The 23,475-nt window shown below is 62.6% G+C and carries 24 protein-coding genes; 8 read left to right on the top strand and 16 right to left on the bottom strand.

Going from position 1 to position 23,475, the window contains the following annotated elements; translation table 11 throughout:
* A partial coding sequence (locus tag G3O00_RS24760) for an FAD-binding oxidoreductase (protein ID WP_206144597.1) occupies window positions 1-1,267 on the top strand: 1,267 nt, incomplete at its 5' end.
* Window positions 1,268-1,299: 32 nt separating this feature from the next.
* Entirely contained in the window at window positions 1,300-1,542 is a 243-nt protein-coding gene (locus G3O00_RS24755) for a hypothetical protein (RefSeq protein ID WP_206144596.1), read from the top strand.
* A 98-nt stretch (window positions 1,543-1,640) separates the two neighbouring features.
* Here G3O00_RS24755 and G3O00_RS24750 read toward each other — a convergent pair whose 3' ends face one another.
* The 7 genes from G3O00_RS24750 to G3O00_RS24720 form a co-directional block, all read right to left on the bottom strand.
* Window positions 1,641-2,993 (bottom strand): TRAP transporter large permease, encoded by a 1,353-nt coding sequence (locus G3O00_RS24750; RefSeq protein WP_011350121.1) that lies wholly within the window; start codon window positions 2,991-2,993, stop codon window positions 1,641-1,643.
* 4 nt (window positions 2,994-2,997) lie between these two features.
* Window positions 2,998-3,570 carry a TRAP transporter small permease gene (locus G3O00_RS24745; protein WP_206144595.1) on the bottom strand — a complete coding sequence of 191 codons (573 nt, stop codon included), beginning with the start codon at window positions 3,568-3,570 and terminating at the stop codon, window positions 2,998-3,000.
* On the bottom strand, window positions 3,567-4,553 hold the full coding sequence (locus G3O00_RS24740) for a TRAP transporter substrate-binding protein (protein WP_011350123.1): 987 nt from the start codon (window positions 4,551-4,553) through the stop codon (window positions 3,567-3,569). Before G3O00_RS24740 ends, G3O00_RS24745 begins: the two co-directional genes overlap by 4 nt.
* Window positions 4,554-5,309: 756 nt before the next feature.
* The gene (locus G3O00_RS24735; protein WP_206144594.1) at window positions 5,310-6,185 is read right to left on the bottom strand and encodes an HNH endonuclease signature motif containing protein; all 876 of its coding nucleotides are present in this window, start codon (window positions 6,183-6,185) and stop codon (window positions 5,310-5,312) included.
* 343 nt (window positions 6,186-6,528) lie between these two features.
* Window positions 6,529-7,233, bottom strand: a complete 705-nt coding sequence (locus G3O00_RS24730) for a hypothetical protein (RefSeq protein ID WP_206144593.1) — start codon at window positions 7,231-7,233, stop codon at window positions 6,529-6,531.
* A complete protein-coding gene (locus G3O00_RS24725) occupies window positions 7,227-7,607 on the bottom strand; it encodes a hypothetical protein (RefSeq protein WP_206144592.1) in 381 nt (126 codons plus the stop codon). Before G3O00_RS24725 ends, G3O00_RS24730 begins: the two co-directional genes overlap by 7 nt.
* 43 nt (window positions 7,608-7,650) lie before the next feature.
* On the bottom strand, window positions 7,651-8,574 hold the full coding sequence (locus G3O00_RS24720) for a LysR family transcriptional regulator (protein ID WP_206144598.1): 924 nt from the start codon (window positions 8,572-8,574) through the stop codon (window positions 7,651-7,653).
* Window positions 8,575-8,744: 170 nt separating this feature from the next.
* Between G3O00_RS24720 and G3O00_RS24715 the strand changes: the two genes are divergently transcribed.
* Window positions 8,745-9,377 (top strand): NAD(P)H-dependent oxidoreductase, encoded by a 633-nt coding sequence (locus G3O00_RS24715; protein WP_206144591.1) that lies wholly within the window; start codon window positions 8,745-8,747, stop codon window positions 9,375-9,377.
* Between the two features lie 243 nt (window positions 9,378-9,620).
* On the opposite strand, the gene G3O00_RS24710 is transcribed toward G3O00_RS24715, so the two are convergent.
* Window positions 9,621-10,712: a helix-turn-helix transcriptional regulator gene (locus G3O00_RS24710; protein ID WP_174929135.1), complete on the bottom strand. Its 1,092-nt coding sequence runs from the start codon at window positions 10,710-10,712 to the stop codon at window positions 9,621-9,623.
* Between the two features lie 404 nt (window positions 10,713-11,116).
* Here G3O00_RS24710 and G3O00_RS24705 point away from each other — a divergent pair, with 404 nt between their 5' ends.
* The gene (locus G3O00_RS24705; RefSeq protein ID WP_206144590.1) at window positions 11,117-12,229 is read left to right on the top strand and encodes a histidinol-phosphate transaminase; all 1,113 of its coding nucleotides are present in this window, start codon (window positions 11,117-11,119) and stop codon (window positions 12,227-12,229) included.
* A 63-nt stretch (window positions 12,230-12,292) separates the two neighbouring features.
* On the opposite strand, the gene G3O00_RS24700 is transcribed toward G3O00_RS24705, so the two are convergent.
* Together G3O00_RS24700 and G3O00_RS24695 are read right to left on the bottom strand one after the other, a co-directional pair.
* Complete coding sequence (locus G3O00_RS24700) at window positions 12,293-12,544, bottom strand: hypothetical protein (RefSeq protein ID WP_011350133.1); 252 nt, start codon at window positions 12,542-12,544, stop codon at window positions 12,293-12,295.
* A gap of 778 nt (window positions 12,545-13,322) precedes the next feature.
* On the bottom strand, window positions 13,323-13,811 hold the full coding sequence (locus G3O00_RS24695; protein WP_174929133.1) for a RidA family protein: 489 nt from the start codon (window positions 13,809-13,811) through the stop codon (window positions 13,323-13,325).
* Between the two features lie 281 nt (window positions 13,812-14,092).
* Here G3O00_RS24695 and G3O00_RS24690 point away from each other — a divergent pair, with 281 nt between their 5' ends.
* Window positions 14,093-14,392, top strand: a complete 300-nt coding sequence (locus tag G3O00_RS24690) for an H-NS histone family protein (RefSeq protein WP_011350136.1) — start codon at window positions 14,093-14,095, stop codon at window positions 14,390-14,392.
* 168 nt (window positions 14,393-14,560) lie between these two features.
* Here G3O00_RS24690 and G3O00_RS24685 read toward each other — a convergent pair whose 3' ends face one another.
* Both G3O00_RS24685 and G3O00_RS24680 read right to left on the bottom strand, forming a co-directional pair.
* Window positions 14,561-14,893 (bottom strand): cupin domain-containing protein, encoded by a 333-nt coding sequence (locus G3O00_RS24685; protein ID WP_206144589.1) that lies wholly within the window; start codon window positions 14,891-14,893, stop codon window positions 14,561-14,563.
* A 214-nt stretch (window positions 14,894-15,107) separates the two neighbouring features.
* Complete coding sequence (locus tag G3O00_RS24680) at window positions 15,108-16,010, bottom strand: LysR family transcriptional regulator (protein WP_206144588.1); 903 nt, start codon at window positions 16,008-16,010, stop codon at window positions 15,108-15,110.
* Window positions 16,011-16,027: 17 nt separating this feature from the next.
* Here G3O00_RS24680 and G3O00_RS24675 point away from each other — a divergent pair, with 17 nt between their 5' ends.
* From G3O00_RS24675 to G3O00_RS24665, 3 genes are all read left to right on the top strand, one after another.
* Complete coding sequence (locus G3O00_RS24675; protein WP_206144587.1) at window positions 16,028-17,272, top strand: M20 aminoacylase family protein; 1,245 nt, start codon at window positions 16,028-16,030, stop codon at window positions 17,270-17,272.
* Between the two features lie 33 nt (window positions 17,273-17,305).
* Complete coding sequence (locus G3O00_RS24670; RefSeq protein ID WP_206144586.1) at window positions 17,306-18,094, top strand: ABC transporter substrate-binding protein; 789 nt, start codon at window positions 17,306-17,308, stop codon at window positions 18,092-18,094.
* A 65-nt stretch (window positions 18,095-18,159) separates the two neighbouring features.
* Window positions 18,160-19,311 carry a porin gene (locus G3O00_RS24665; protein ID WP_206144585.1) on the top strand — a complete coding sequence of 384 codons (1,152 nt, stop codon included), beginning with the start codon at window positions 18,160-18,162 and terminating at the stop codon, window positions 19,309-19,311.
* A 276-nt stretch (window positions 19,312-19,587) separates the two neighbouring features.
* Here G3O00_RS24665 and G3O00_RS24660 read toward each other — a convergent pair whose 3' ends face one another.
* The 4 genes from G3O00_RS24660 to G3O00_RS24645 form a co-directional block, all read right to left on the bottom strand.
* Entirely contained in the window at window positions 19,588-20,754 is a 1,167-nt protein-coding gene (locus G3O00_RS24660; protein ID WP_011350142.1) for a porin, read from the bottom strand.
* Between the two features lie 119 nt (window positions 20,755-20,873).
* A complete protein-coding gene (locus G3O00_RS24655; protein WP_206144584.1) occupies window positions 20,874-21,224 on the bottom strand; it encodes a hypothetical protein in 351 nt (116 codons plus the stop codon).
* An 876-nt stretch (window positions 21,225-22,100) separates the two neighbouring features.
* On the bottom strand, window positions 22,101-22,640 hold the full coding sequence (locus tag G3O00_RS24650; RefSeq protein WP_206144583.1) for a cytochrome b/b6 domain-containing protein: 540 nt from the start codon (window positions 22,638-22,640) through the stop codon (window positions 22,101-22,103).
* A 237-nt stretch (window positions 22,641-22,877) separates the two neighbouring features.
* Window positions 22,878-23,475 (bottom strand): TetR family transcriptional regulator (locus G3O00_RS24645; RefSeq protein WP_206144582.1); only part of this gene is annotated, 598 nt, incomplete at its 5' end.

Below are 23,475 nucleotides of genomic sequence, written 5' to 3'. Positions count from 1 at the left end.
GGCCTCGACCGCCGACACGAGCGCGCTCGCGCGCGTCGCCGTCGCGCACCGCATCGCGCTCGTCGCGCAGGGCGCACGCACCGGGCTCGTCGGCGCCGCGGTACCCGATCGCAGCGGCACGCAATGCGTGGTGTCGTTCGACCGGATGCGCGCCGTGCGCGCGTTCGACGTGGCGAATCGCAGCATCACGGTCGAAGCCGGCGCGCGGCTGTCGGACATCAACCGCGTGGCCGCCGAAGCCGGCCTCTGCCTGCCGATCGACCTCGGCAGCGATCCGGCGGCCGGCGGCCTCGTCGGCGCCAACGCGGGCGGCAGCCGCCTGATCAAGTACGGCGACGTGCGCCGCAACGTGCTCGGGGTCGAAGTCGTGCTGGCCGACGCGGCGGGTACCGTGATCGACGCGCTCGCGCCGCTGCGCAAGCGCAACGCGGGCTTCGACGTCACGCAATGCTTCATCGGCACGAACGGCGCCAACGGGCTCGTGACGGCCGTGTCGTTCGCGCTCGCGCCGCTCGAACGGTCGTCGTGCGCGGCGTTCGTTGCGTTTGCGTCGTACGACGCGGCGCTCGCCGGCCTGCTCGCGTTCGAGCATGCGTTCGGCGAGATGCTGTCGGCGTTCGAATTCATGTCGGCGGCGGCCGTCGGCTGCGTCGCCGCCGCGTATCCCGCGGCGCGCATTCCGTTCGAAGCCGACGCTGCCGCATGCTATGCGCTCGTCGAGATCGCGACCGGCATGCCGGGGCTCGATGCGCTGCTCGAGGAACGCACGATCGCGACGCTCGACGCGCTTGCAAACGAACGCGCGGTGCTCGATGCGGCCTGCGCACCGGCCGAACGATTCTGGCGGATCCGCGATGCACTGCCGGCCGCGGTTGCGCAGGACGGCCTTCCGCTGTCGTTCGATGTATCGTTTCCACGCGGCGCGCTGGCCGCTTTCGTCACCGATGCCGAGCAGTGGCTCGCAGCCGCGCATCCGTCACTGCGCTGTCACACGTTCGGTCATTTCGGTGACGGCGGCTGCCATCTCGTCGTGTCGATCCCGCACGCCAGTGCGGACCGCTACGGGCCGCTGCAGCAGGTGGCGCTGCGCGGCGCGCTGTACGACCGCGTGGTGCGGGCCGGTGGCTGCTTCAGCGCCGAGCATGGCGTCGGGCCGGTCAACATCGCGTACTACCGCAAGCACGTGCCGGCCGCACAACGGCAGGTCGCCGCCGCTATTCAGCATGCCGTCGACCCGCTGGGTCTGATCGGGCGTGTCCGCTATTGATGCGCCGTTGCGCGGCGCCACGGAGAATTCGCATGATCCTTCGACATCCGCCCGGCCCGGGTACCCCCTCCGAACCGGATGCCGACCCGCCGTACGCCGGCATCCCGGCCACGCTGCCCGACTCGGGGGTCGTGGTCAACGTGCGAGGCGTGGCGTACGTGATCCAGCTGCCGCCGCGCGATCATGCGCGCCCGGCGCTGTGGCGCGAGCTGGCGGATTGGCGCGACGACCGGTCGGCGGGCGGCAACGGCGAGCCGGAGGCACGACAGGATTGAGCGTTCCGGCGCGTTGAAAGGCCACCGCAGAAACGACCGCGGCGCCGGACAACCTCGGTCGTCCGGCGCCGCATCGGGCAAAGCATGCGATTCGACAATCAGAACACCGCGTGCCCGCTGATCAGGCTCGGCAGCCAGGTCGAGAAGAACGGCAGGTACGTGACGATGTTGATCGCACTGAAGATCGCGAGGTAGTACGGCCACGCCATCTTCGTGGTCTCGCCGATCGACACGTTACCGATCGCGCAGCCGACGAACTGCACCGAGCCGATCGGCGGGTGCACGAGGCCGAGCGAGCAGTTCAGCAGCAGCATGATCCCGAACTGCACCGGCCCGACGCCGCACGCCATCGCGATCGGCAGGAACAGCGGCGTCGTGATCAGGATGTGCGCGGCCATGTCGACGAACGTGCCGAGGAACACCTGAATGATGTTGATGTACAGCAGCATCAGCCACGGCGCGGCGGTCGACTGCTTCAGCAGCCCTTCGATCGCATCCGGAATCTCCAGGTACGACATCTGGAAGCGCAGCATGTTGGACACCGCGATCAGCAGCAGCACGACGCCCGTCGTGCGCGCCGCATGCGACAGCGCGCGGCGCAGCTTCGCGGCCGTCAGCGTGCGGTAGACGACCGCGGTCAGCACGAGCGAGTACACGACGGCGATCGCGGCCGCTTCGGTCGCGGTGGCGATCCCCTTCGCGACGCACACGAGGATGATCGCGATCACCATCAGGCCGGGCACCGCGCCGACGAAGCTGCGCAGCACCGCATACCAGCCGGGGAACGCCGGCAGCGCCGACGAACCGTCTTCACGGCGCGGATAGCCGTGACGCACGGCCTGCCAGTATGCGGCGGCGAGTACGAAGCCCATCACCCACAACACCGGCAGCAGCCCCGAGAACAGCAGGTCGCCGATCGACACGCCGCTCACCGGCTGGCCGTGCAGCATCCCGGTGATGCCCTGCGCGGCGAACGCGTAGATGATCATGTTGGTCGACGTCGGCATCAGCGCGCCGGCGAGCGACGCATGCGTCGTCACGTTGACCGCGTACGCGGCGCTGTAGCCTTCGCGCTTCATCAGCGGAATCACCACGCCGCCCATCGCCGACGTATCGGCGGTCGGCGAGCCCGACACGCCGCCGAACAGCGTACACGCGACGACGTTCGCCATCCCGAGGCCGCCGCGGAAATGGCCGACGGTCGCCTGCGCAAAGCGCAGGATCCGGTCCGCGATGCCGCCATGCAGCATCAGTTCGCCGGAGAAGATGAAGAACGGCACCGCGAGGAACGAGAACGCATTCATCCCCGAGATCATGGCCTGCATCGCGGTCGCGATCGGCAGGCCTTCGACCATATAGGTCAGCACGCAGGCTATCCCGAGCGCGAACGACACGGGCACGCCCAGTACGAGGAAAATCAGAAAACTGACGGACAGGATCGCGAGTTCCATGGCGTTATTGTCCCGGCGAAGAACGACGAAGCGCGAGCAGGTGCTCGAGCGAGAAGAGGATGATGGCGATCGCCGCGGGCATCGCGATCAGGTAGCGCACGCCTTCGGGCAGGCCGATGATCGGAATGCGGTCGCCCATCGTCTCGGCGGCCATGCTGCCGCAGCCGACCATGATCATGATCGAGAACACGATCAGGCTCAGGTGCTGGATCGCGATCACCACCGTGCGCGAATTCGGCGGCAGCCGGCGCACGAGCGAATCGAGCCCGATATGGCCACCGTCGCGCACCTTCATCGCCGCACCGAACATCGCGATCACGATCACGAGCAGCAGTGCGATCGGCTCGACGAAATCCGGCGCGTTCTCGAACACGTAGCGCATCACGACCGCGTAGAACACCAGCACCGTGAGCACCGCGAGGCACGCCGACGCAATCACGGCCAGCACGCGGAACAGCACGTCGTTCACGCAGCGCAACAGCGGCGCGGCATGCGGCCGCGCCGGCGTCGCGCCGTCCGGGGCGGCTGCCGCCCCGCTCGCGGCCGCTGCGCTGTTCAGGGAAGTGCGACGCGTCACTTGGTGGCCTCGATCTCGTCGACGATCTGCTTCATCTGCGGCGTCTTTTCATACTTCGTCCACAGCGGCTGCATCGCCTTCACGAACGCCGCGCGGTCGATCTGCGCGGCCGGCAGGACCTTCGCGCCGCCCTTCGTCACCGTCTGCTGCGCGGACGCTTCACGCGCGGTCCACAGCTTCTGGTAATACGGCACCGAATCGGCCGCCGCCTTCTTGATCGCTGCCTGCTCCTGCGGCGACAGCGTGTCCCAGACCTTCTTCGAGAACACCAGCACTTCCGGCGTCATCGCGTGCTGCGTCTCCGAGTAATCAGGCGCCACTTCGTAGTGCTTGGTTTCCTCGTACGACGGCATGTTGTTTTCGGCCGCGTCGACGAGGCCCGTCTTCAGGCCCGTGTACACCTCGGCGAACGGCATCGGCGTCGGCGTGCCGCCCATCGCCTTGATCTCGTCGACCATCAGGTCCGACGGTTGCACGCGCACCTTCAGCCCCTTCATGTCGGCCGGCGAGCGCACCGGGCGCTTCGCGTAGATCGAGCGCGCGCCGCTCTCGTAAAACGTCAGCGCGATCATCCCCTTCGCGGTGAACGCGTCGAGGATCTTCTGGCCGGCCGGGCCGTACATCGCCTTGCGGAAATGGTCGACGTCGCGGAACAGGAACGGGAACGACGGGATCAGCGATTCCGGCACGATCTCGTTGAACGACGCGCCGTTCACGCGCGCCATGTCGATCGCGCCGATCCGCACCTGGTCGACCGTGTCCTTCTCCGAGCCGAGCGCGCTGTTGCCGAACACCTTGATCGAATCCTTGCCGCCCGTCTGCTTCGACAATTCGTCGCCCATGAACTTCACGGCCATGTTGGTCGGGAAGTTGTCGCCATGCACGTCCGCCGAGCGGAACACGCGCGCCTGGGCGGACATCGCGAAGCCGGCCATCAGCGCGACGGCCAGGGCGATACGGGAGCGGTTGAATCGGTGCTTCATCGTCAGTCTCCTTGATGGTTGTGCTCGTTGTTGCGCGGCGATCCGCCCGCATGCGCATTCTTCGGCGCCGTGCCCGCTGACCGCTGAGTCATACGTCGTATGATGTGTTGACGCGAATGTACGTCGGTTAATCGTTTAACTCACTTGGTGCATACCCGTAGAGCCACGCCTATGACCGGTCTTGGGCAAATTTCAGGGAATCGTTTTCTCTGTTTAGACGAATTTGCGCGAAACGTTTTCTGGAAGTAGGTCCGCATTCAAGCCGGGCGGATGGGCAGTTGCTTCCGCGAGTGTCGGAATGCAATCTTTCGCTTCGCTTGCAATTGTCGTAGGATGACTGATCACAATGCCAGTGCGCTGGCGCGATGCCATGTGCACGCGCCGGCCACACACCACCGCGTGCGGCACGACCAGGAAGGAACGACAGGGAATTCGGACGGCGGCAGGCGGCGGCGCCTGCCCCGCCGTAGGGCGCCAGAGTACGTGCGACTGGCGCCACGGTTTTGCGACTCTGCGCGACGAAGTTACTGCGACTGCCCTACGCAATGGCGACAACACCCCGTGATGTCGCCGTCCGGATTCATGCCGCATAGGTCGCATGTTCGCGCAGGGTGCACGGCTGGCACCATGCTTTTCCAACTTTCGACCAAGTCGACGTAACCGGCTCGGCTCGGAACTCCGACGGCAGCTCCCGGCCAGGAAGGGACGGACGACCAAGACGCCTAAATCTTTGACAATTTTGCTCTGTCGACGCGCTCACTCATCGCTCGATTCCACAAGCATCCATGCACAGCGTTCCTCGTGATGGCGAAGCGAAGCCTCCGCAGGCGCATTGCATTGCGACCGCGGCTGTCGCAAACGACGACCCTCGTAACATCCGTACTCAGACGCTTTAAGGGCGGCGCAAAAATGAACGGTGTGGGCTCGAGGATCAATACGGAACATGTGCAGATCGAACAGCTTGTGCAAATCCGCCCTTAGGAGCAGACCGTTCGTGACATCGTTTGTGTGCGCGCCGCGGTAGGGCATTATGTGGGCCGCTTCTAGTAGAGCTTCCACATTACAACCGGTGATGACGCATGCACCCGAATATTCGTCGAGCAAGGCGCGGCGAAATTTGGGCTGTCCTTCCCTTTGCACCAAAGCTGCCATGACTCGACGCCTAGCGTCCTCATTTGGATCGAACACACCTGCGGACGCCGCACTTACCCGAGCCGCCTCCAGTTCGATGGAGTCGGGAAGAGCCACCTGTCTTGGGCGCAGTTTCTTCTTTCCAACGTCCTCGAGAGCCCAAACGCCATGCACGGTGGGATCATACTCGGTAAATCGAACGCCCCGCCCTTCTCCGATTCGCACGAGCCGATCGTACCTATTGCCAGAGTCCGTCCTTCGTGGTTTGGAGTTGACTCCATGATTTCCGCGCGAGTTGCAATTGACGGAAAGCACTGACAAGTCAGGGCTCAGATTCTTTAGAGCAAATTCGGGGATTCGCTCAACTATGTAATCGCCGACCTCGGTCGAGCTGACCGGCCGCCCGAGTGCAAGGACTGCATCGAGGACGATTTCCCATGTGGGTTTTGAGCCATAGCGATATTCCCGTGGGGCCTTGTTTCTTGTGTGGTCTGCTGGCATTTCGCTATCCTTTTTTGTTCTCGCCATGAGTATCACGTCTACGGTAAGGGTATCTCAACATGTCCTCGACGGTGTTGAGAGACAGCTATGGAGCAAACCCACAGTCGGCTCCGGGTCGTGCGCCGTCGATCATTGACAAGCGCCAGACTGCCGGCAGCGATCACTTCGCCGAACTTTTAGAGATGGCCCGGTACTTTCCGGCGTGGCGGCGCCGCGTCATCCGTTCGATTGCAATGGCTGAAATCGCTGACGTTAGCCCAACGGCGCTCGCTGCTTGCGTCTATCGTGCTGAACAGAAGTCTGTCCAGCGTGCTACGGCAACGCCGAGGTGTGACCCGAACAATCAGTCAACCCGGTACCAGCGACCAGATTCTGGACACACAGCGGCCGGTGCGCCGTTCGACCAGACTTGCTCCTCATCCAGGTGCAGCGAGGTCGAAGGGTCGATGTCGAAGACTACCTTCAGTGCTTGCCCAACATGGGCATCTTCGATAGGAAGCTCCCAAGTCAGGAATATCTGGATGCAATCCTGGTCCGTCGCGAAGTCGACCGCATTAAAGCCGCTGCTGCCGCGCTGAATGACGCCATGAGGCTGGCCGGTATCGAATATCACAGCTGTCCCCCGGGTCAGGGGAATGCGATGGCCCGTAGAGGGAAAATGCAAGTCCAGCCCTCGGTCCTCGCTCAGGAATAGATTGCAGAAGGCCGCACCGCCATATTGCGCACCGTCATGGTGGTACCTCGCGCCACGACAGGCCATGAGGGCTACGTCACTGGAGGCAAGCACGGAGGGCAGCCCTTGTGTGCACGTCCAGTCGGACATGGCCTGCACGCAGCGCTTGTAGTCCGGCCAGCGCGCTTGCGTTCGCGCCAAAGGCATAGCCTCGACGTCCCCGGGTTCCAGGACGAGCCGCGACGATGTTTCTCTTTCCCAGTCCGCAAGCACGCGTGCGGAGGGAACGGGCACGTCGACCGTGCCTGATAGAACGATGTCACTTACGCGTCGACTGCGGATGGCGTCGCCGCTCCAGAAATAGGAAGTCAGCATGTCTCGAATTCGACGCTGTCGAAGGGGGTATCTGGGCGATTGTAACGATTCAGCCTGATCACGTTGGCGAAAACGGCCAGTTCCGGTCGTTCGCATGAAGCGATGGCGGGACATTCAAACGTCGGGTGGGCGTTCAAAAGCGGACGCCCGATCGATGTATCGCGCACCGGCACCATCGGATACCTGTCGCGGAAATCTCGTTGCTGCTTCGATTCAAAGAGGCGAATGTTTTCTATCGCGCCTTCGAGCGCTGAACCGCAACAACACCCGATGAAATTCGGGGACGACGGGTGCGTCCCGCTGAACCAGTCTGACGCGATCACCCGGTCAATCCGTGCCGAGGTACGGGCCAATGGCAATTGCCGCACGTGCATCTGTCTTCCATGCCGGATCGAGCATCCTCGGGGACTGGAACGCTCACGACTCCCCGTCGAACGACTGCTTCAAGCGACGCCGCAGATCTTCGAGCAGCCAGCCTCCTGCACGGCCCAGAGGTCGATCGCGAACATGTGCCGCGTAGATGGGCAGCGATCCCGTTGGCGACAACGCTTCATCGGCAGTGTCCAGCTCGACGAGGCTACCGTCGGCCAGATACGGCTCGACGATATACGGCGGCATCTTGCACCAGCCAAAGCCAGCACGAAGGAAATCGAGTCGCCTGCCAAGATCGACGAAGCGCCAGATGCGACGCCCGATGACGCCGTGCCTGGGGCCCTCCGCGCCATAGGCATCGGACAAAACGAGCTGCACGTGCGACTCCAGATCGTATCGGGTGAGCGGCCGGCCAAGGCGAACGAGCGGGTGATCGGCGGCGGCGACAGGCACCAGCGTCAGGTCCATGAGCGGATAGGCGATCAGGTCGTCCGGGATGGACGGCAACAGCAGGCACAGTGCGAGCGACGCTGCGTTGTCGCGCAGACGTTGTTCGGCGCCGCCCACCCCCTCGGTGGAGAACGAAACCGGCAGGTCCGGGAAAGCATCGTGCAACGCACGCAGACTGGCTATGAGCGGCGCGGTCGGGACCAGCGGGTCGATCGCCACGGTGATTGACGGTTCAAGCCCTGTCTTCGTACCTGCCGCAATGGCCTCGAATCGGTCTGCGCTCGCCAGGACGGCGCGAGCCTGCTCAACGAGCGCGCGGCCAACCGGTGTCAGCACGGGTCGTTGTCGGGTGCGGTCGAACAGCTCGATTCCCTGTGTTTCCTCGAGTGTTCTGACCGACTGGCTGATGGCCGACTGAACGCGCCCAAGTGCGCGGCCAGCGGCCGAGAAACTGCCGACATCGCTAATGGTTACGAGGACACGCAACTGATCGAGTGTGAGACTGCCGATCAAACCCATCTCCAAATATGATTGAAACCATCGGAATTTAATCACTTCCTGAGTTTGGTGTCGCGTCTTATATTGCGTTGCCTGTTCGCAGGCTTGCGCATCACGCGATGAGGCGCGTCTTGCAGAAAGGCCGTCCGGCAAGACGGTTCTCCCATCCATCAACGTCAAAGGATCCTCTCATGCCCACCTTGCTCGTAGTCGAAGCCAGCCCGCGCGGCGAACAGTCCATCTCCCGTGGACTCACGAAAATGTTCGTCAATCAATGGAAGCGGGAACAGCACGACGGCCGCGTGATCCAGCGCGACCTGATGGCGACCGACCTGCCGTTTGTGACGATGCCGTGGCTCGGCGCCTATTTCACGCCCCCGGAACATCAAACGCAGGATATGAAAAACCTTCTGCGTCTTTCCGATGAACTCGTGGCGGAGATACTGTCCGCTGACCACATCGTCATTGGCACGCCGGTTTACAACTACAACGTCCCCGCCGTGCTGAAGGCGTATATCGACCATATCGTGCGAAAGGGCAAAACGCTGGGCTTCTCCGGCGAAGGTCTGGTCAAAGGCAAGGCATGCACGATCCTGATGGCGTCCGGTGGCGCTTACACGCCGGATTCGCCCATTCGGGACCGCGATATCGCGACCGGCTATTTGCGACTGATCCTCAAGGTGATCGGGATTGAAGACATCACGGTCATCGCAGGCGGGAACGCAAAGGCGGTCGATATGGGTGAAATATCGCGTAGTGACTTCCTGGAAGCGTTCGCGTCCGATATGGCTGACGCAGCGGCAAGACCCGTAGTGCAGGTGTAAATCTGGACGGCCGGCATCCTCACAAACCGGCCACTCGATTGGCTGCAATGGACAGACGGGTTCGGGTAGCTGCAGTCAACCAGGCGCAACGCAATGCCACTGCGTTGGCGCCGCGGTCAACCAATCGCACGAACTCCGACGACCGCCCCGACGCCGGTGGAGCAACTGAACGTAAATCGCCGATTTTCCGCCCACACCGTGGCCGATACCCTGGCGCCCTACGCCCACGCCTGCCCCGCGCCGTCACGTCTGCATGACCAGCGACGTCAGTTGCGCCGCGCGCGCCACGGCCGTCTTCGCGTAGATCGACTTGATCTGCGTGCGGATCGTGCCGATCGACACGCCGCGCAGCGCCGCGCATTCTTGCGGCGACAGCCCGTCGCAGCACAGCAGCACGGCGAGATCGGCCTCGGCCGACGACAGCCCGTAGAACACGCGCAGCCGCTGCGCGCGGGCCGACGGCGAACGCAGATCGGCGGCCGTCATCAGTGTCGCGACGCCCGGCCGCTCGCGCATCAGGCGCGATTGCTCGGGCACCGGCATCAGCGCCAGCGGCAGCGGTTCGCCCGTTGCGCGCCGCAACAACAGCCCGCCGCGTGCGTACGCGTGCCGCCATTGCGCATCGTCGACACAGCCTTCCGGCGCGAATCGCCCGTTCACGACCCGCAGCGCCGGCTCTGCCGCGATCAGTTGATCGGCCGCGCGATTCGTATAGCGAAGTTCACGCTGCGCGCCGAGCAGGAAGACCGGCACCGGAATCGCATCGAGCGCCGATTCGGCGGCGGCCACGCGCGCTTCGAGCTCGCCGATCCGTGCCTGGATCTGCAGCGCGCGGCTGATGTGCATCCCCATGTTTTCGATCGCGTGGCGCTGATCGTCGGAAAGGCCCTGCGATTCGGGGCCACCCTGGACACTGAGGAATGCGCCGGAGCCCTCGCTGCGATGGATGTACAGGCCCGAGATGCTGCCGAGCCCGTAAGGGTGAAGGAATTCCTGGTAGAACGCGCTGTGCGCGCGCTGGTGCGCAGACAGGTGCTTGACGTCCTCGAACCAGCGGCCCGCCGGCCAGTTGGCGGCGACCGGCACGACCGGGTCGTACAGATAGAACTCAGTGTTGTAGGTGTGGTAACACGCAGCGACCCATGACGCGTCGTCACCCGCCGCCTGCTCGATCGCCGGCACCCGCGCCGCGTCGTCGAAAGACAGCAGCGTGACCATGCGCACGCCGACCCACGATCGCAGCCCGTCCAGCACCGTTTCCCATCTTTGATCGCCCAGTGCCGCAGCGTAGACGTCATCGATCCATGCCGATGGAATCATCCCGTTCATTTGCATCTGGCCACCCCGCGCCGTGCGTTTTTGTCGAACGTCTTCTGCGCATCTTAGTCAATCGGCGCCAACGTTTAAATCACTCGTTCGTGTTTGATCGAAATACCACGTTTGTTACCGTTTATCGTCAGACGTAATAGCCGCTATTCCGGTACACGCGACGCTGCCGGCTTTTCATCCGGATCACGGTATGCCATGATGCGGCACATGACGATTCGAAACACCACGCTCTCGCTGCACCATCACCACGGACGCCCTCTGTTGCGCCGTGGCTCGTTTCGCATCTAGCAATTGCATCGGGTGAATGCCCGATCAAGACGACAACCAAGGCGCCTCCGGCGCCTTTTTTGTTTTTTGCCGCCTGAAAAACCGGCTGCGCCGGTCAATCGAACCCGTATGGAGTGTTTTCAATGCAACAGCCGTGGAAAGCAGTCGCCTTGTCGGATTTACCGCTCCGCGAGGACCTCAAGTTGCAGCACGCGTACGGGGCGCCGCAGCTCGATGTGCCGGTCTGCCTGAACGTCAACGAGAATCCCTATCCGCCGTCGCCCGCGCTCGTCGAGCGCATCGCGACCGCGGTGGCCGACGCCGCGCGCGCGGCGAACCGCTATCCCGATCGCGACTTTGCCGCGCTGCGCTCGCATCTGGCGGCGTACCTGACGCACGACACCGGCGTGACGGTCGACGCATCGAGCGTCTGGGCGGCCAACGGCTCGAATGAAGTGATCCAGCAGATCCTGCAGGCATTCGGCGGCCCGGGGCGATCGGCGCTGGCCTTCACGCCCGCGTATCCCATGTATGACGAATACTGCCGCACGACTTTCACGCGCCTGCATACGTTGCCGCGCACCGAGGATTTCGCGCTGGATCTGAATCAGGCCCTCGACAGCATTCGCGCGCACCAGCCGGGCGTGGTGCTGCTGACGTCACCGAACAACCCGACCGGCACCGCGCTGCCGATCGACGATATCCGCGCGATACTCGACGCCGCACCGGGCGTGGTCGTCGTCGACGAAGCCTATGCGGAGTTCCGGCGTCACGGCGTCCCCAGCGCGGTGACGCTGCTGCCGGCGTATCCGCGGCTCATCGTCACCCGCACGCTGAGCAAGGCGTTCAAGTTCGCGGGCGGCCGCGTCGGCTATTGCGCGTGCGCGCCTGCAATCGTCGAAGCATTGAAGCTGGTTCGATTGCCCTATCACCTGTCCGCCTTTACCCAGGCGGCGGCCTGCGCGGCGCTGGTCGCACGTGACGAGATGCTGTCGCAAGTGGAGGCGATCAAGGCCGAGCGCGATTCGACCGTCGACTGGCTGCGTGGCCTGGGCCTCACGGTGGCCGATTCCGACGCCAACTTCGTGATGTTCGGCGAGTTTGCGGATCGGCACCGGATCTGGAGCGGCCTCCTGCGCCACGGTGTGCTGATTCGCGAGTCGGGCCCGCCGCCGTATCTTCGCGTGTCCATCGGCACCGGCGCGGAGATGGCCGCGTTTCGTGCGGCCCTGCTTGACGTGATGGCGCTCGAATAAGCGACCGGCCATCCGGTCGACGACGCGATGGCGCGCATGGCCGCGCCGTATCCGACGGTGTACTTACTTCATCGTCGCGAACCGCATTTCCATCGCGTTGATCTTCGCGAGCACGGCTTCGCTGAGCTTTCTGACGTGGCGAGGCACATCGGGCGCCGACAGCAGCTCCTCGATTCGCCCTCGCCAGTAGCTCGGATGCCGCACACGCGCCGCACCCGACATCGACACATCGTCAGCGTTCGGCTCGCTGTCCAGGAGAGCGACCATTCTCTGAATGTGAGAGAGCTCTCGTTCCGCATAGTCTCGTGCCAGCATATTGATTGAAATCCCCGAAATACGACAGCAGGCCTTCCGTCATCAACGCGCCATCGTGTTGCGATGAAAAGGCCTCACCGCACACGTTTGTCGCCATCGTACGCAGAAGCTGTGTCAGTAAACCGCGTGGGCATTCGCTGATTTCGATACGGAATGGGGAGCCTGTCCAATTGTTCTGATGACTTCCGGCCCCGATGCCCTGTGGTCAATCGTAGGCTGACTGTTGGGCGATGACATCTCCCAAAGTGGGGATGCGGAGCGATATTGGCGGGGCGGTGTTTCCGGGATTTTCTGACCGTCGGGCATCGCGCGGCAGGCATGCGGTTGCCGACAACGCGAAATTGGCCGGCTACCTGAACGGCATCCCGTCTGCGCTCTGCTGCCGGGCAGGCGGCGAGGATGTGGCCCGTGCACGCGCGAAGTGCACCATTCGTATGCACGACGACTGCGGACGCGAACGTGCAGCACCGTGTTGCCGCATGCGTCGGCTGCGCCCGCGCGTTGCTCGATGAGCGAGCACGGGTGATTGCCCGGATACGGTTCGATCGACAACACAGCCCACTTACCTAACCCGCCGCGCACCTTCATATCGCAGGTGTCGAACACCGCCTGGAGCTTCGCGAGATCCTCATCGGCGAGCAACTATCGAAGTCCTTTTCTACGGCCTCTCTTTAGCTTTCCGCATTGCTGGCGCCTGCTGTCACTGGCAGGCGTGCCGTGCGTCGGATTTCGGAATGTTTCGCGGAACTACACACTCGCGAGATAGGGTCCGCTGGCGTCAGATACCGACATCGCCGTGCTTCAGCCCGAAAATAAAATCGACTTCCACCGAAGCGCCTTTGGGTAATTGCAGCACGCCGACCGACGTGCGCGTATGCACGCCGGCATCGCCAAGCACCGCGTACAGAATGTCGGATGCGCCGTCGGCGACTTCGCTTTGCATCGTGAAGCCGGACGCGCTTCGCACATACACGGTGATACGCGGTACCGTCGCTATCGCGTCGAGCGTGCCGCAGCGCTTCCTGATCAGCGCCAGCGCACGCAGCGCCGATACGCCGGCGGCCCGGCGACCGTCGTCGAGCGAGACAGATTCCCCGACTACGCCCACGAAATGCACCACGTCGCCGATACGCGGAATCTGGCCGGCAATATAGGCCGTGTTGCCGTCGACCAGAACAGGCGTGTACTTTCCGCCGATCCTGATTTCCTCGTCCGGATTGAAGCCGAATTCGGCCGCGATCTGCGTCAGCTTATTGTCTCTGTTCATTAGTGAATTCCCCGATACTTCAGAAAAATGTAAAGAATAATTAAGTCTCGGCAGCTTGTCTCCAGGAAGAAAACTCGTTGCGAACAGTCAAATTTGCGCGCCGCAGCCGTTAAAAGTTTCCGGGTAATCCTCTACGTTTTCTCATACATGACACACTTCTCAGGTGTTCGAAGCAGTCCTGCATCGCTTTATCGATGACAAATCTCGTAGTCGAAGAGAATTTCCTAAAAATTTGCCGCTGAAACCGCTATCATGTGTGTACTCAACCTGAAGAGTGATACATGGCAACTTACAAGGAACTGAAAGCCCAAATGGAAGCTTTGGCCGAGAAAGCCGAAGCTGCCCGTGCCGCGGAATTCCAGGCGATCGTCGACGACATCCGCACCAAAGTGGCGGAATTCGGCATTACCGAGAAGGATATTTTCGGTACGCGCCGTGGTCGACCGGCCAAGCAAGCGGCCGCCCCCGTGCAGGCAAAGTATCGCGACCCGAAGACCGGGGCAACCTGGTCGGGCCGCGGTCGCGCGCCGGCATGGATCAAGGACGCGAAGAATCGCAATCGATTCCTGATCCAGGAATAAGATTCTCGACACGCACCGGCGCGCGATTCAGCGCGCCGTCCTGCTATTTGGGCATCGACACCGGCGGTATTCAAAGACCGTTCCGGTTGATGAAGCTTTGTCTCAATCGGCGCGTGGCGTGCATGCTACGCGCCGGTTCGCATTTCGCCCCGCCCAATATTTCCTGATTCAACGTTCGTAATAAATCGCAAGCCAGACGGATTGCGTTTCTTCGTGCGTCCACGCAACGCGATGGCGGCAATGCGGCTCGATCAGCACGTAGTCGCCGGGATGCATTTCATGGCGCGTCGGGCCGTCTTCGAATTCGAGTACGGCTGCGCCCGACAACAACACGACCCATTCGGCGCGCGAGTCGTCATACCAAAAGCCATCGGGGCTCGTGTGGCCCATCGATACGATCCGCTCGACGTTCAGACGCTGCCCGGTGACGAGGAGGTCGATTTGTTCGTCGTTGCTGCGCTGGCTATCGGTGGTGAACAGGTTGCCGGTTTGAAGGTGCATGGGGTGGCCTCGTCGGTGGCATTCAGGGAAAAGAATCAGGCGTTGAGGTGGCGGCGAATGTTCACTGTAGTCCAACGACCGCTATTGAAGCTGACTCGTTTCGTCGGGAAACGCTGCGGCACTTCGGGAACCCCTTGCACGTTCAAGCGCTTCCATCGCCTCAACGGTGCATGTTTTTACAGGCTTGATAAAGGGTGTCGTGCGCAAAGATGAATCAGGTTTGCGTACGCTGAATGCACTCGACGAAATATTCGAGCGCCGCCGTCAACACCAGATCGCGCCGATGCATGAGCCCGAGCGTCAAACGCGGCTCGCATGCGTCCGTATCCAGCCGCTGCAAAAGGCCTGAGCGAACCGGTTCTTCCAGCAGAAATTCCGGCCATACGCTGACGGTGCCAGGCTCCTGCGCAAGCAGCCCGTAAAGCCGCTGCGACGTGCATACATTCACATGCGACGGCAACGGCAACGCGCGCTCGCCGCACAGTTCGCGCCAATACGCGGGCAGACTTTCGCGAGTATGGCCATAGAGCCAGCGTGCGCGCACGAGATTTTCGAGCCGCGTCTCGTCCGCCAACGCATCGCCCTGACGCACCGCCAACACCTGCGCGGCTTCGCTGAGTGGCAACACGCGATATTCCGCCGTCACGTCGCTACTGGCGATAAAGGCCACGCACAGATCGAACGACCCATCGCGCAGCCCGTCGATGATCTGCGTGGGCAGGCATTCGTACACGTTGAGCCGCACGTCGGGCAAGCGCGCACGAAAAGCACACAACGCCTGCGGCATCGCAAATGACGACGCCAACAGCGACACGCCAATCGACAGCGTGCGCTCCGCGCCCGTGCGCATCTCCTCCAGTTCGCGTTCCGCGCTGGCGATTTCCGCCACGACGGCGCGCGCGCGGCGCAGCAGCATTTCGCCATAGCGCGTGAGGCGCACGCCTGCGCCGCTGCGCTCCAGCAATTGCACGCCGAGGCGCGCTTCCAGTTCCTTGATGCTTTTGGTGACCGCGGGCTGGGAGACGTTGAGTGCATCTGCGGCAGCCATGAGCGTGCCGTGCTCCGCGATGGCCACGAGCGTCTGCAATTGCGCTGTCTTGAGCGTGCCTCGTTCCATAAGCATTCGCTATGAGCATGAGAAATTGGAAATTGGCGGCAGGCGCCCCGCCCCTAGTATGCGAGCTCCGGCACAACCGAAGGCCGGAAGTATACAAGGAGGCAATAGTGGCACCGAACCCGGTCGATTTCGACATTGACGAACTCGTCGCCTTGCGGCGCGACATCCATGCCAATCCGGAAGTGGCGTTCGCCGAGCATCGCACGAGCGAACTCGTCGCCGCCAAACTGCGCGCCTGGGACATCGAGACCCATACCGGTATCGGCCGCACGGGGATCGTCGGTGTCGTGCACGGTCAGCGCGGCCCCGGGCGCGTGATCGCCTTGCGCGCCGACATGGACGCCCTGCCGATGGAGGAAGAAGGCCGCCCGCTGCACCGCTCGTTGCGGCAAGGCGTGTTTCACGGTTGCGGACACGATGGCCATACCGCCATGCTGCTCGGCGCCGCCCGCCACTTCAGCCGCCACCGTGACTTTGCGGGCACGCTCGTGCTGGTTTTCCAGCCCGCCGAGGAAACCGGCGGCGGAGCGAATGCGATGCTCGCGGACGGCCTGGAAACGCGCTTTGGGTATGACGAAATCTACGCGCTGCACAATGCGCCTCATTTCGCGCCCGGCACTTTCGGCGTGCTTGACGGCGCGATGCTGGCCTCGTGCGACGAAGTCGTGATTCGCATCGACGGCGTAGGCGGGCATGGATCGGCGCCCGAAAAGACTCGCGATCCGGTAATGGCGGCGGGGCAATTGATCTGCGCGCTGCAGACCGTCGTCAGCCGTTCGATCGAGCCGAGCGCCACGGCCGTGCTGAGCATCGGCAGTGTGCATGCAGGCAGCGCGCCCAACGTGATCCCCTCGCACGCCGAATTGACAGGCACATTGCGTGCCTTCGACGAAACCGTGCGCGCGCTCGCCAAGTCGCGCATCGACACAATCTGCGCGGGCATCGCGACGCTCAGCGAGTGCGACATTGCCGTCGAGTTCCGCAACAGCTCGCCCGCGACCGTGAATCATCGCGAACAGGCCGAAGCGGCAGCGCGCGTCGCCAGCGGTATTTTCGGCGCGAAGAACGTGTTGCGCGACTTCCCGCCACTCAACGGCTCCGAGGACTTCTCCGAATTCCTGCTGCGTCGCCCCGGTGCGTACGTGCTGCTGGGACAAGGCGGCGTCTATTGCCATCACCCCGAATTCGATTTCAACGACGACGTGCTGCCGCTCGGCGTGCGCTTCTTCGTTGAACTCGCCCACGCGCGCTTCGCGGCTTGACCACCCGACTTCAACACGATCAAGGACAATTCGATGGAACACCTCAAATCGCCTGCGCTGCGCACTGCGATCATCTGCGCGGCGGCGGCCCTCATGTGCGCTGGCGCATCGGCCGCTACCTTGCGTTTCGGGACCGATCCGAGCTATCCGCCCTACGAATACAAGCAGCCCGACGGCAAACTGGCCGGGCTCGACATCGATATCGGCAATGCAATCTGCGCGGCGGCCAACGTGCAGTGCGTGTGGGTCGAAATCAGTTTCGACGGCCTGATCGCCGGGTTGCAATCGCGCAAGTTCGACGCCATCAACGCCTCGCTCGCACCGACCGCGGCCCGTCGCGCCGTGATGGATTTCACGCAGCCTGTCTACCCCGCGGATATTCGCCTTGTCGCGGCTCGCGGCAGCCATCTCACGCCGGACGTGACGTCGCTTTCGGGCAAACGCGTGGGCGTGCTGCAAGGCTCCACGCAGGCCGCATTCGCGAAAGCCAACTGGGCGCCGCATCACGTACTCGTCCAGGAGTACCCGGATCAAGAGAGCATTTACGCCGATCTCGTCAATGGAAGACTCGACGCGACGGTCGTGCTCGGATCGGCGGCGAAGCTCGGTTTTCTTGGCAAGCCGCAAGGCGCGCGCTTCGAACTGGCAGGACCGCGTATCGACGATCCCGCGATTCAGGGCGCGAGCAGCGTGATCGGCGTGCGCAAGGGCGATGGCCGCACGCGGCAGGCGCTCGACGCCGCACTCACGCGACTCAAGCAGGACGGCACGATCAATCGACTCGAAAAGCAGTATCTCGGCGACGTTCCCGACGCGAAATGACTGTACCGCGGACGATTGACGTCCTCCGCAGAGCAACACCTTAAAACAAACATATCGGAGATCCAATGAAAAAATCCCACCTGCTCGTGGGCATGCTTGCAGGCATGACGCTCACGCCTGCGTGGGCGCAGAGCACCGTTACGCTGTTTGGATTGATCGATCAGGGCATCGACTACACCAGCAACGTGCGCGGTCATGGCGTCACGGAAATGCTGAGCGGTGCGGCGCAAGGCAGCCGCTGGGGTGTGCGGGGATCGGAAGCGCTGGGCGGCAAACTATCGGCGGTCTTCCAGCTCGAAAACGGCTTCGACGCCAGTTCGGGGCGGCTCATGGAAGGTGGCCGCATGTTCGGGCGGCAAGCGTGGGTGGGTATCGCGCACGACGATATCGGCAGGCTCACGTTCGGCCGCCAGTACGACTCACTCGTCGAATATCTCGCCCCGCTCACGGCGAACGGCAACTGGGGCGGTTTCCTGTTCCAGCATCCGTATGACAACGACAACACGGACAACTCATTCCGTCTCGACAACGCCGTGCAGTTCAATAGCAGCAATATGGGCGGATTGCAGTTTGGCGCGACCTATGCGCTCTCGAACACGCCCGGCCAGATATCGACCAATAGCGCGCAGAGTCTTGGTGTGAGTTATTCGGTCAACGGGCTGTCGCTGGGCGCGGCATGGCTGAACGTGACGAATCCAGGCGCCACCGCGCTGGGCGCCGTGACCACCGACGATGCGGGTTTCGTGGCCTCGCGCCATCGCGTCTACGGCGCGGGCGTCAACTATCAACTCAAGCAGGTGACGCTGGGCTTCGTGTACACGCATACGAGCCTGAGCGATCCGACCGCGTACTCGTACATCAGCGGTGCAATCGTGCCTGCCGGGCAGCACGCGTCGACGCTGAAATTCGACAACTTCGAGGTCAACGCAAACTGGGCGATCACGACCGCGCTCATGCTCGGTGCGATGTACGACTATACCCAGGCGACGCTCGACACGTCAGCGGGCGCTTATCGGCCGAAATATCACACTTTCGGCGCGATGCTCGACTACGCGTTCACGAAGCGCACCGACGTTTATGCGATAGCGAGCTATCAGCGCACCGTCAGTGCAAACAGCGGCACCGCGCTGGATCAGGCGTACGCCGGCGGCGCGGACGACATCTCGTCCACGCAACGCCAACTCGTCGGCCGCGTCGGTCTGCGACACAAGTTCTGAGCGTGAGGAAAAGGGGCCTTGGAGCACTCGTGAATATCATCGAGCACTCCAGCGGCCCCGGGGCGCCAGCGACCGCCGTGCAGCTCGCATTTCGAGCGCCGCGACATTGTCGTGACGACCCATGGGCTCAAGCAGCACTTCGTCACTGCTGGTAGAAAAACCGATCCGTTGAAGGCATTTTCAACCCACGACACCAGCCTGAGATGCTGCTCTACTAGCAGGAAGTCTTCCTTGCCGGAGTAATGCACCCACTACTCCGGCCGTCCAAGCCGGCGATCAGAACCCGTGGTACATGCCGATGTTGACTTGAACCTGGTTGCCGCCTGATGCGGTGTTGCCGAAGTCAGCCGCCGACGCCTGAGCGCCCTGGGCATGAACGTACGCACCCATCGCGTACAGCGCGGTGCTCTTCGACAGCGAGTACGTCGCCCCCAGCGACACCTGGTTGATCGACGCCATCGTGCGGCCTTCGGCGGCCAGCTTGGGCGCGGCTGCGGAACCGTAGACGTACGTGTACCCGGTCGCCAGCGACAGCGCCGGATTAACCTGGTACTGCAGGAGCGCGCCCAATACGTTGAAGTGGATCGACGGCTGCCCGGCGTTGCCCTGGTACTGGGCGTTCGAGTAGCGCAAGCCAGCCGTGTACGGACCAATCTGGTATTGAGTCGCGACTTGCGCGATACCCGCGCTCTTGAACGCATTGCCGCCGTTGTAACCCGAACTCGGATAGCCCAGCGCACCACCGAAACTCGGTTGCGCCGTGGCGTTCGTCCACCCGTTCGCACCCTGGTTGACTGCACGGAAGTAGCCGCCGGCGACCGTCAGACCACCCTGAGCGTAGTTCGCGGCCACCGACCACGACTGACCCGAACCCGTCGAACCGGCAACGCCGCCGAACGAGTACGCGCCTTCAGCCTGGAAGCCGTGGTAGAGCGGCGAAATATACTTCACGGCGCTGTTCTGGTTCGTCGTGTTGTCGTTGTTGTCGACGTCGCCCGGGGTCGAGAAGGTCGACGCCGAAATGGCGTCGCCCGTCAGGACTTGAACCATTTCCGTCACGGCGTCGAGCTGGCGCCCCAAGCGCACGGTACCGTACTGATCGGACGAGAGGCCCACGTAGGCCTGGCGGTTGAACAGCGAACGCGAGGTGCCGATAGGCCCCTGGCCGCCGATGCCGCCTGTCCCGATGTTGAAACCGTTTTCGATCTTGAAGATTGCCTTGAGGCCGCCGCCGAGATCTTCCGTCCCCCTGAGGCCCCACTTGTTCGAACCTGCGGCACCACCGTCGAGGCCGAACCTGCTGTGGCCATTGATGTTCGACGTGTAGCCGATACCCGAATCGAGCATGCCATACAGGGTGATCGACGACTGTGCCATTGCTGCCGACGATGCTGCGAAGGCGGCAACAGCGATAACGCTGACCTTGATGTTCTTGTTTTTCATCTGTATTTCACTGTCAGGAGTGGTTTCGGGATTGTTTGAAACGGGTTTTGTTGTATTCGAATGCAGATGACGGCGCACGGCCTGCGCGTCGTCTCAAGCCGAAACGGCCGACGTCATATTCACCAGATCGGCATATTTGACTCGATCATTTCGTCATCCTCAAAATTACATGCAGGAAGGCGCCTCGCATCTCGACCTGTCCGGCATTCCCTCGATTGGAACCATCGCGGCGCCCCAACCTGGACGCAAGCCGCTGCCTTGCTTTCGTTACCGCTCCAGCCATACGGCACCGCCGGTCGCGCAAAGGAACTCGCCCCCTGCGCAATGACTCCCGAACGCGTGTTGCCCACCGGCAGGCACGCGAGGATCCGGACGAACAGCTGTACCGAAGCCGCGAAGCCGAAAAACTCGAGCGGATCATCGCGCGGAACCGAACGTTTCTTCGATGGCATTTCGAAGAAGCACTGCATCGTCACGTTCCACGCTCGCGCAATACCCACGAGCGAGGTCGGCGATGACGAAACCGGATCACGCTCGACCTGCGACTACAAGCGGCCTGGAAACACCAATCGCCATTGCAGGCCGATCGGGCGTCCGGTCCAGCCGCCGGCGAAGTACGCCAACTTTTCGCCGAACGCCAACGCAACCGGGTCACACTTTGCAGGTGCGAAAAACCATATCAGGAACATAAATCGTCGTCAAAATTTGTTTGATATAAGTTAATCGCGTTTGATAACCTTGCGACTTACCGGGATTTCCCTAATGGAAACCAGCATCAAGAGTTAGCGCGATCCGCGCCGCCACTTTGATGCGCGATCAGGCAAGGATCGGGGGTCGAACGGGAGCGCCTATGCGGTGACTGCGGACGATCTCCGCCCGGACGTTGCGTCGCACCTGGAGTCACGGCGAGAAGAAACCAGCATTGTGGTTGGCATCGCGGGATACGCTTCTTCTACGCCATTGAATGGCGCCATTTAGAGAGGATGATCGGGAGAATCGGGTATTCGGATCCGCGACGCGGTTTCGGCTGATCGTGACTGCTTTTCGTTACCTGACTTTTGGGGAAAGCGCGACACGCCTCACACGATTCGCGGGCTGCTTTTCTTCGCAGCATTTCATGGTGCGATCGAAGTTGTCCGGTAGACGGAAGCTCAGTCTGTGCTAACGGTAACGACGATCCTCGGCGGAAGGCACGATGAATCGAATTCCGGGACATCGTGGCGCGCTGCCCCTGGAAAACAACAAGCGAACCCGTCGAGGATGCAAAGATTGACGCACCCAACCAGCGCTTCTGATGTTTGAGCGGACAGGTCAGTTTCGGGTGAACGTCAACGGCCGCGTCGCGCTCAGATCCCCATCCGTTCCGCGACACCGTCCCGATCGACGAACTTGTGTTTCAGTCCGGCTGCGACGTGCATGGCCAGCAATAGGCCCAGCGTCAGCACCAGCGCGCGATGCAACGTATCGGTAAGGAGTCGCAACGGTTCGTCGCGGCCGACAAGCACGGGCAATTCCGCGATTCCGAAGAAACTCACCGGATGGGCGCCAGCGAGGCGGTGCACGTAGCCGGTCAGCGGCACGAGAAACAGCAGCAGGTACAGCACGCCGTGCAGTACGCCCGCGATCCGTGCCTGCCACGCCGGAACGCTGGCCGGCAGCGGCGGCGGCGTATGCGTCGCACGCCACACGAGGCGTGGCACGGTCAGCATGAAGATCAGACTGCCGATCGATGCGTGATAGAACAGGATGCCGTTGAACTGCGTCGAGTTGTGCGGAAACGTATCCATGTAGATGCCGATCGACAGGTTCAACAGGATCAAGATTGCGATCGACCAGTGCATGGCGATCGCGAAGCGCGCATAGGCGACATGGTTGGGGTGTGACATGGCGGTCTCTCTGGGTCGGTTGGGCGGTGTGCACCTGTACGTTCGATGTGGTGAACGACGTGACGCCCCCGATATACCGGTACCGGCCAGCATTTATTCCCGCAGCACGCATCAGTCGCCACTATTTTTCATGGAAGGCAACTGATGGATTTTGAAAGGTATGGGTTGTCTTGGGCGGCATGGCACCGAAGGCAACACCATCGGGCGCACAACCAACATCCGACGACGCGGTGCCGATCAACCAGCCGACGTCCGCTCATCCGCGGTCGCGCCGGCGCGAATCCCGGCGGTAATGAAAGTCACCAGATGCTCGGCCTTGCGCTTCAGCGCGCCGGCCTTGACCTTGCCGCCCGAGATACGCTCGATGCGGCTGTCGAACACACTCATCACCAACGCGCCCACCGCGAACAAGTAGGCCCAGTGAGCATAGTTGGCGCTATGGCCCGGCAGCGTCTTCCTGATTGCGCCGATGAACTCCGCCGCAAACGGATCGAAATAGGCAGCAACGATGCCGCGCTCGACCTCGCGCGGATCGGAAGCCTCGCGCGCAACGAGTTTGGCATACGCCAGTCCGGACTCGGTATTCTGGATTTGCATCACCGGGAGCACGAAGGCGCGCACGATATGCTCGAGCGGGTCTTCCCCCGCAGCCACGGGTTCGCGAAGCAAACCCAACCGGGTGTCGAGCACTGTCTTGCGGCGCTCGAACAGCGCGCGGTACAGCCCCATCTTGGTCTCGAAGTGATACACGATCAACGGCAAGCCGACCTCTGCCGCCGCCGCAATATCCCGCATCGAAACGCCATCGAAACCGCCTTCGGCAAACAATCGCTCT

Source organism: Burkholderia sp. Ac-20384 (assembly GCF_017104605.1).
Lineage (GTDB): Bacteria > Pseudomonadota > Gammaproteobacteria > Burkholderiales > Burkholderiaceae > Burkholderia > Burkholderia lata.
This window is presented reverse-complemented; position numbering and strand designations above follow the sequence as displayed.

What these genes read in the sequence shown, in the direction of transcription:
- G3O00_RS24725 (WP_206144592.1), bottom strand. Translation starts at nt 7,607, where the DNA reads ATGCACGTGCGGCAATTGCCATTGGCCCGTACCTCGGCACGGATTGAC.
- G3O00_RS24655 (WP_206144584.1), bottom strand. Translation starts at nt 21,224, where the DNA reads ATGCAGTGCTTCTTCGAAATGCCATCGAAGAAACGTTCGGTTCCGCGC.
- G3O00_RS24740 (WP_011350123.1), bottom strand. Translation starts at nt 4,553, where the DNA reads ATGAAGCACCGATTCAACCGCTCCCGTATCGCCCTGGCCGTCGCGCTG.
- G3O00_RS24710 (WP_174929135.1), bottom strand. Translation starts at nt 10,712, where the DNA reads ATGCAAATGAACGGGATGATTCCATCGGCATGGATCGATGACGTCTAC.
- G3O00_RS24680 (WP_206144588.1), bottom strand. Translation starts at nt 16,010, where the DNA reads ATGGAACGAGGCACGCTCAAGACAGCGCAATTGCAGACGCTCGTGGCC.
- G3O00_RS24665 (WP_206144585.1), top strand. Translation starts at nt 18,160, where the DNA reads ATGAAAAAATCCCACCTGCTCGTGGGCATGCTTGCAGGCATGACGCTC.
- G3O00_RS24685 (WP_206144589.1), bottom strand. Translation starts at nt 14,893, where the DNA reads ATGCACCTTCAAACCGGCAACCTGTTCACCACCGATAGCCAGCGCAGC.
- G3O00_RS24730 (WP_206144593.1), bottom strand. Translation starts at nt 7,233, where the DNA reads ATGCTGACTTCCTATTTCTGGAGCGGCGACGCCATCCGCAGTCGACGC.
- G3O00_RS24670 (WP_206144586.1), top strand. Translation starts at nt 17,306, where the DNA reads ATGGAACACCTCAAATCGCCTGCGCTGCGCACTGCGATCATCTGCGCG.
- G3O00_RS24750 (WP_011350121.1), bottom strand. Translation starts at nt 2,993, where the DNA reads ATGGAACTCGCGATCCTGTCCGTCAGTTTTCTGATTTTCCTCGTACTG.
- G3O00_RS24755 (WP_206144596.1), top strand. Translation starts at nt 1,300, where the DNA reads ATGATCCTTCGACATCCGCCCGGCCCGGGTACCCCCTCCGAACCGGAT.
- G3O00_RS24660 (WP_011350142.1), bottom strand. Translation starts at nt 20,754, where the DNA reads ATGAAAAACAAGAACATCAAGGTCAGCGTTATCGCTGTTGCCGCCTTC.
- G3O00_RS24705 (WP_206144590.1), top strand. Translation starts at nt 11,117, where the DNA reads ATGCAACAGCCGTGGAAAGCAGTCGCCTTGTCGGATTTACCGCTCCGC.
- G3O00_RS24690 (WP_011350136.1), top strand. Translation starts at nt 14,093, where the DNA reads ATGGCAACTTACAAGGAACTGAAAGCCCAAATGGAAGCTTTGGCCGAG.
- G3O00_RS24700 (WP_011350133.1), bottom strand. Translation starts at nt 12,544, where the DNA reads ATGCTGGCACGAGACTATGCGGAACGAGAGCTCTCTCACATTCAGAGA.
- G3O00_RS24675 (WP_206144587.1), top strand. Translation starts at nt 16,028, where the DNA reads ATGAGAAATTGGAAATTGGCGGCAGGCGCCCCGCCCCTAGTATGCGAG.
- G3O00_RS24695 (WP_174929133.1), bottom strand. Translation starts at nt 13,811, where the DNA reads ATGAACAGAGACAATAAGCTGACGCAGATCGCGGCCGAATTCGGCTTC.
- G3O00_RS24650 (WP_206144583.1), bottom strand. Translation starts at nt 22,640, where the DNA reads ATGTCACACCCCAACCATGTCGCCTATGCGCGCTTCGCGATCGCCATG.
- G3O00_RS24720 (WP_206144598.1), bottom strand. Translation starts at nt 8,574, where the DNA reads ATGGGTTTGATCGGCAGTCTCACACTCGATCAGTTGCGTGTCCTCGTA.
- G3O00_RS24715 (WP_206144591.1), top strand. Translation starts at nt 8,745, where the DNA reads ATGCCCACCTTGCTCGTAGTCGAAGCCAGCCCGCGCGGCGAACAGTCC.
- G3O00_RS24735 (WP_206144594.1), bottom strand. Translation starts at nt 6,185, where the DNA reads ATGCCAGCAGACCACACAAGAAACAAGGCCCCACGGGAATATCGCTAT.